6 protein-coding genes are annotated in these 6,358 nt (G+C 58.5%); 2 read left to right on the top strand and 4 right to left on the bottom strand.

Features of this window, described 5'->3' with window-relative positions; genetic code table 11:
• Positions 1–292: 292 nt before the first annotated feature.
• Entirely contained in the window at positions 293–1,141 is an 849-nt protein-coding gene (locus tag BV106_RS27810) for an SDR family oxidoreductase (protein WP_038170239.1), read from the bottom strand.
• A gap of 99 nt (positions 1,142–1,240) precedes the next feature.
• Between BV106_RS27810 and BV106_RS27805 the strand changes: the two genes are divergently transcribed.
• Positions 1,241–2,176: an AraC family transcriptional regulator gene (locus tag BV106_RS27805; RefSeq protein WP_038170237.1), complete on the top strand. Its 936-nt coding sequence runs from the start codon at positions 1,241–1,243 to the stop codon at positions 2,174–2,176.
• Between the two features lie 86 nt (positions 2,177–2,262).
• Here the strand turns inward: BV106_RS27805 and BV106_RS27800 are convergent, their stop codons facing one another.
• Positions 2,263–3,171 carry a DMT family transporter gene (locus BV106_RS27800; RefSeq protein ID WP_051946422.1) on the bottom strand — a complete coding sequence of 303 codons (909 nt, stop codon included), beginning with the start codon at positions 3,169–3,171 and terminating at the stop codon, positions 2,263–2,265.
• 206 nt (positions 3,172–3,377) lie between these two features.
• A complete protein-coding gene (locus BV106_RS27795; RefSeq protein ID WP_265596141.1) occupies positions 3,378–4,127 on the bottom strand; it encodes a hypothetical protein in 750 nt (249 codons plus the stop codon).
• A gap of 561 nt (positions 4,128–4,688) precedes the next feature.
• On the opposite strand from BV106_RS27795, the gene BV106_RS27785 reads away from it, so the two are divergent.
• Positions 4,689–4,883: a hypothetical protein gene (locus BV106_RS27785; RefSeq protein WP_038170229.1), complete on the top strand. Its 195-nt coding sequence runs from the start codon at positions 4,689–4,691 to the stop codon at positions 4,881–4,883.
• Between the two features lie 398 nt (positions 4,884–5,281).
• Here the strand turns inward: BV106_RS27785 and BV106_RS27780 are convergent, their stop codons facing one another.
• Positions 5,282–6,139, bottom strand: coding sequence for a TIR domain-containing protein (locus BV106_RS27780; protein ID WP_051946421.1), 858 nt, complete (start codon positions 6,137–6,139; stop codon positions 5,282–5,284).
• Positions 6,140–6,358: the final 219 nt, after the last annotated feature.

Below are 6,358 nucleotides of genomic sequence, written 5' to 3'. Positions count from 1 at the left end.
CGTTGGGAACCGCGCAGCGATGATATTCAGGTGGGAGGGCCGACAACATGCGCTTTTCCTCCCACCACCTTCAACGCCTCCATGTCGCTCGAATGTGATGTGGCACGAACGTTTGGTTGCGCCTCGCGAGGCCCCACGCTGCGTGCGCTCCCCTGGCTTCTCCGGCCCAGGTCGATCTAAGCAATCGCCAGACCGCATTTCACCACCGAGGTTCCTTGGCAGGCACTAACTGAAGCGTCTGCGGCATCACAATCCCAATCAGCCGTCATTTACTCAACACTTTTCGGCACGCTCACTCCTCGCTAAGCTTTGCTGCTCTCCCGGGTTCACTCGCGGTCATGCTGCGAATCCTGCCAATGAACTCCTGTTCGGGCAAAGATGCCCTGAGCTCGGCCAGCATCATACTGTCGGACCCGGCGGGATAGCGGAGCTTGTCCGCGCCATCGGTGGCGGCGGCATACACCGCATTTGCCACGTCTTCCTCCGTCGTGTAGCTCGTCGGATACTCCTGCATGGATTGAAAATAACGTCCAGCATGCCCGGCATAGGCCGGGGGGACGGGATAGTCGCCCAGCGCGCCGGAGTTCGCGGAAAAATGCGTGGTGGGGGCCAGTCCGGGCTGCACGATCTTCACCCGGATGCCGAGCACGCCAGCCTCGTAGGCCAGCGATTCGGAGAAGCCCTCAATGGCATACTTGCTGGCGGAATAAGCCGCCACCAGCGGCATTGGCGCGATGCCAACGCTGGAGGTCACGTTGATGATCGTGCCAGCGCCGCGTTCACGCATGTGCGGGAGGATGGCACGGTTGGCGGCCATGACGCCGAAGGTGTTGGTCTCAAACAGCTGGCGGATCGCGTGATCCGATACCGCCTCGTGCGCGCCGAAGTAACCGATGCCGGCATTGTTCACGAAGACATCGATCTTGCCGAAGCGCGCGATGCCCGCCCCGATGGCGCTGGCGATGGTGTTCGGCTGGGTCACATCCAGCGGCAGGATCAGCAGTCGATCGCTTTCTTCAAAGAGACCCGGCTTGGGGGTGCGCATGGTGGCGATGACGTTCCAGCCGCGGGCGAGGAAGAGGGAGGCGCTTGCTTTGCCGAAGCCAGAGGAGCAGCCAGTGATGAGAATCGTGGAGGACATGTTTGTTGGCAGTTTTGGTTTGATTGACGGGACCAAATTAGCAAAGATGGGGTGGACTTTCTATAATGCGGAGTCCGCTTGTCATTGTAGATCGTCCAGATGGATGCCCTGTCCGCCATAGTCACCCTGCTCAAACCCCAGGCCGTCGCTGCCAAGCTCGTGCACGGCGCGGGCCGCTGGGGCGTGCGCTACTCCGCGTTCGGGCATCCCAGTTATGCCCTCGTACTGAAGGGGCCCTGCTGGCTGGCGGCGGATGGCGAGCCCGCGCAGATGCTGGGCACCGGGGACTTTGTGCTCTTTCCGGCGACACCCCGCTTCACCCTGGCCAGTGATCCGAAGGTTCGGCCCAAGTTGCTTGAGCCCGTTCCCTCCGGGCAGCAGGTGGAGGTGGCCTTTCATGGCGATCCCGATGCAGAGCCCTCGGCGAGCCTGCTGGGAGGTTATTTCCAATTTGATCCTGCCAACGCTTCGGTGCTCACCGGGCTCCTGCCCAGGATGCTGCACTTGCGAGCCGGGGATCCGGCTGCGGAGGGCGTGAGACCGGTGGTGGAGCTGATCAAGCGGGAAGCTCTTACGGCTCGTCCTGGCCAGTCGCTTGTGTTAAGTCGTCTGGTGGAAGTCCTGCTGGTCGAGTCTCTGCGATCCGTTCCGGAGGATGTTGCCCCGACGGGATTGCTGGCAGGTCTGAGGGATGCCCGGCTGGCTGCCGCCTTGCAAGCGATTCACACGCATCCGGCCCACCCGTGGACGCTCGCCACGCTGGCTCGCGAGGCCTCCATGTCGCGCTCCTCGTTTGCCGAGCACTTCATGCGGGTGATGACGGTAACGCCGCTGCGCTATCTGCTGCAGTGGCGTCTTGCCCTGGCCAAGGATCTGCTAAGCCGCGGAGAGCTGACTGTCGGGGAGACCGCCCTCGCCGTGGGCTATGAATCAGCCAGCGGATTCAGCATCGCCTTCAGCCGGGAGCTGGGCCTGCCTCCGAAGGCTTATATGGAAGGGGCCCAAGAGGCATCCAGCCGGGTTCAAGGGAATTAGTATGCGTAAGACGAAGGAAGGGAGCTTTGCTGCCCAGATCGTTCCGCAGGCCTGAGTGAGATCCAGCGATGTTGGTGGGCAGCCTGCTAGGGAGCGCTCGCTTCATCCACGAGCGAGTCCTTTGATGAGGCTCGCGAGGTCGCGGTGGCGCCGATCGAGGCGGTTACGACGCAGCTGATCGCCAGACATTGGATGATCGAGATCTTCTCGCTCAGCATGAGGAATGCCGCCAGGGCGCCCAGTGCGGGCTCCAGGCTCAACAAGATCCCGAAGGTCTTGGAGTCCAGATGCTTCAATGCAACCATTTCCAAGGAAAAGGGAATGGCGCTGGAGAGCACCCCGATGGCGATGGCGGTGAAGATCAGGGAGGAAGTCCACTCCGTCTGCCACGCTGTCAGGGCTCCAAAGGGGGCGATCGAGAGAAAGCCCACCGTGGTGCCAATGGCCGTGGCATAGCCGGGGTGGATGGAGGTTCCGGCCTTTTTGCCGACCACGATGTAGCAACCCCAGGCCGCTGCTGACATGAGAGCGAAACCAATGCCGACAGGGTCGATGCTTCGTTGAAGGCTGGTTAGAGGCAACAACAAGACAACTCCGATCAGCGCCAGGGAGGCCCAGAGAATGTCCAGCCTTCCGCGGGACATGTAGAAGGCGATGGAGAGCGGGCCCAGAAACTCGATGGCAATCGCAATGCCGATGGGCAGTCTGGCCATGGCCTCGTAGAAGGTCAGGTTCAGGATGCCAAGGATGATGCCATAGGTGACAATAGGCACCGCTTGCTGGCGGGAAAGAGTCGCTCGCCAGGGGCGCCAGAGGGCCAGCAAGACGATTGCGGCCACTCCTACTCGTACGAAGGCGGTCCCCGCAGGCCCCAAAAGGGGAAAGATCCCTTTTGCCGTCGAAGCTCCGATCGCGATGGAAAGCATCGAGCCCAGCACCAGCAATGGCGCGTACAGAGCTGGGCGCACCGGGCGGCTCATGGAGGATTTTTGCATAACGACAAACCAGCGCAAAGCTTTACGATAGATCGTCGCCCAAGAGGGGCTGGCTCCTGAAGGAATGCAGACAAGATCCGTCCTGGAAGATGAAGCCAGATGCCTTCCAAGTTAGGCGAGTTGTGCGACGGAGTCGCGGGTGAAGTTGGATGGAGTGATGGAGTGATGGAGTGATGGGGGCGCCCTGCTGGATTGCTGCCATCGTGTCAGCTGTATCGCCTTGGCTTGTTGACAGCAGGAGTCGGGGGGCCTGGGGGTGCCTGGGTCTGGTGGCGAAGGCTGTTGCTCTTCCACTTTGTGGCGTAGGCCGTGAAGGCGGGGAGCGCATGAGTGACGGGTCTTCCGCGGACATCGATCCAACCGACCCCTTCCATTTCGTTCCACCAGACGTTGGCACAGTCCTGTGGGGCTGAGAGCTCCCGAGCCCATTGACGGGCTTCCTCCAGATTCGGAATAGCTGGTCGAGAGAGATCTATAGATCTAGATCTATCCGAAGATGAAGATGAAGATGAAGATGAAGATGAAGATGAAGGGGTTGGTTTTTGGTTATCCTGGGTGGTTGTCTTTTGGTTGGGCTTTTGGTTAAGCAAAGCGGGGTTCCCTCCCAATGAGCCCGACTTCTTCCGGATCTTCGTCAGCTTGTCGTCCCGGACCATCCGGCGGCAGATCATCGCTCCGGTGTCTTTGTCCTGAGAGGCCACGCCGAACTCGATGAGCCGGGTGAGCGTTTGGGCGAGAAGCTGCTCATCCAGGCCGAGCAACCGGGCCAGGGCCTCGGCGGGCATGGCGCGCCCATTGAGCAGCAACTTGCCGCGCTGGCTGGACTCGAACATGAGGAGCAAGATCTCGAACCAGATGCCCCGGTCGTGATAGCTGAGCGCCTGCACACCGGGATCCTTGCGCCAGTCCCCGGGGTAGAACTGGATGGCGGGGAGTTTTTTGGACTTCTTTTTCACGAGAGGGAGGGGGATTTCCGTGGTTTGCCGTGCCGGATCAGCTCCAGGCACAAGAGGAGTTTCCTAGAACTGTCGTGAAGAAACCGGAGCCGGTTCGGAAAGAGGGGGCACCTTGGGGAGGGCATACGAAGCGGTTTGCTCCCGCTCGTTCCAGCGGTGCAGCGCCTGGCGCAGGGCGTAGAAGGCACGCTTGCGATCCTCCTTGCTGATCTCTCCCTGCTCAATGAGCCAGTCAACCGCCGCCGTGCCGCCAACCCGCGTCGGATCAGCGTGCGGAAGACCGGCAGCAGCTTCACCCAGCGCCCGCCCGAAGCCCCGGCGGCCCTCGAGGGGCTGGCAGCCGCCGCTTTCTGCAGGAGAGCCGACAGGTCGGTCACAGTCCCGGAGCCAGATCCAGTTTCAGATCCAATTGCCGTTTCAACCGGGCGTCCTGCCGTGTGGCGCAGGCTCGTGAGGGGAGGGGGTGACAATTGGTTAACCATGTAACAAATGTATGACAAGTGTCACGAGTGATCAATGGAAATTGGTGGACAATGTGCAGCAATGTCCGACATTTGATACATGAAGACCGAGACGCTCTCCATCCGTGTGGAGTCAGACCTCATCGCCCGGATGAAGCAGTTCGAGGCCTCCACCGGCGTGGAAAAGGCCACCCTCGTCCGCGCCGCCGTGGCTGCGGTCCTGGACTTTCACGAGGCGAACGGTTTCATCTCCTTCCCCATCGAGATCGTGCCGACGGCGGGGAAGGGGAGGTGAGTGGGGGCTGTGTGGACCTCAGATTGAGGGCGTTCAGAGCATGAAAGGCGCCAAGCATAACGAGGCAATGGAGCATTCCCCTTTGAAGGTGCTGACTTTGCTCACCTCAAAAGAAGTTGCAACAGTTGGAGCAAAAAGCTAGAGCTCGCGTATTCTGATACGCGAGTAATGGGGTCTGCGAACTCGTCATTGCAATACGAAACTAATTGGACCTTTTGCGGACGTCGTGAATCGGGAAGCGCTGGCATATGGCGGTTCGGAAGTTCGAACAGGGAGGAACGGTTGGCATTGAGAGCGTTGATGCCTAGCTAGTAAGCAGTCTCGACCTGGTATCAACTGCCACCCACACATTGTCCAAACGCGACAAATTATTCAAATTTGGTGGGACCTTGCCGGATTCAGCTGTTTTTACCTTCTTCAAAGAGTGGTAAAGGAAAGTACTCTCTGGCTCGTCTCACCCGCAACTGACTCCCGAGCAACTCATGTACCTGTTTCAGTGTGACGTGGATGCGTTCTATTGTGCTCGATTTGCTCTCATGCGGCCATGATGCGAGGACATCTATTACCTGCTCAAGCTGGAGGCGTGCCTCTACGATTGGCATTGCGATCTCGGACATTAACGGAGCGGCATTTAGCAGCTTTCGCATGTAGGAAGGAGGTAGGATTCCTTCGGGATTTGTTAGGATCCGCTGCTGTTGTCGGACCAAATCCAATACTTCTTCGAGTATTTCGGATCGTTTGCCGGATGGGTCTGAAGGGAGAGGCGCTTTTCTCGAACCTTCAATTTTGTTTAGGGCGGATTCAAGCTGTAACCACCACACCTCAAATGCCCTCTCCAATGCACTTTCCTTCAATCGTCGATCATCGGGAACTCTGTTGTTTATGCTGCGGATGAGTTTGTAAACATCATCTTTCTCGAAAATTGCGGACTGAAATTGAAGAAGGGGGCCGTGAACATCTGACCGCTTCACTCCAAATAGAAATGGAGTCACATTGGAACTTTCGACCTTTTTGGAGAGGGCTCCGGCTTCAAAGTTGATCCAGGGAGCATCAATGTTATCTTTGGTCACACAGATGATGCCGTAGTTTGAACCTTCCAGCTCGCCTGCAATGTCACTCGTCCAACGCACCCCTTTGTCTATGTCCTCTGAGGAGACGTAGGGTTCGACTACTTGGATGACGGAAGGGAGCCAGTCGCGAATTGTGCATGCGACATCTCTACTTTCTTCGCCCGACCAGCTTATGAAGACCTTCATTAGCCTACATTTGTGGGTTTCCTGGGTGTTGCAAGTATAATTAGAAGTATGAATCCCTTGGTGCCCGCCAGAAGAAATTGGCGCGGTCGAGCATTGATCGCGGGGGTCGCCTTCTCTTGCGCCTGTTGTCGGAGTGTGTGAGAATCCATTGGAAAAATGTATCCGACGTCTGACTCTAGCGTTTGCTGATGCGACGGAAGATGTCTATTTAGTGGTCCC

The sequence above is a fragment of the Verrucomicrobium sp. BvORR106 genome, from assembly GCF_000739655.1.
Classification (GTDB): domain Bacteria; phylum Verrucomicrobiota; class Verrucomicrobiia; order Verrucomicrobiales; family Verrucomicrobiaceae; genus Verrucomicrobium.
The sequence above is the reverse complement of the archived record's forward strand: the minus strand, read 5'-3'. Positions and strand labels throughout refer to the sequence as shown.

What these genes read in the sequence shown, in the direction of transcription:
- BV106_RS27810 (WP_038170239.1), bottom strand. Translation starts at nt 1,141, where the DNA reads ATGTCCTCCACGATTCTCATCACTGGCTGCTCCTCTGGCTTCGGCAAA.
- BV106_RS27805 (WP_038170237.1), top strand. Translation starts at nt 1,241, where the DNA reads ATGGATGCCCTGTCCGCCATAGTCACCCTGCTCAAACCCCAGGCCGTC.
- BV106_RS27800 (WP_051946422.1), bottom strand. Translation starts at nt 3,171, where the DNA reads ATGCAAAAATCCTCCATGAGCCGCCCGGTGCGCCCAGCTCTGTACGCG.
- BV106_RS27785 (WP_038170229.1), top strand. Translation starts at nt 4,689, where the DNA reads ATGAAGACCGAGACGCTCTCCATCCGTGTGGAGTCAGACCTCATCGCC.
- BV106_RS27780 (WP_051946421.1), bottom strand. Translation starts at nt 6,139, where the DNA reads ATGAAGGTCTTCATAAGCTGGTCGGGCGAAGAAAGTAGAGATGTCGCA.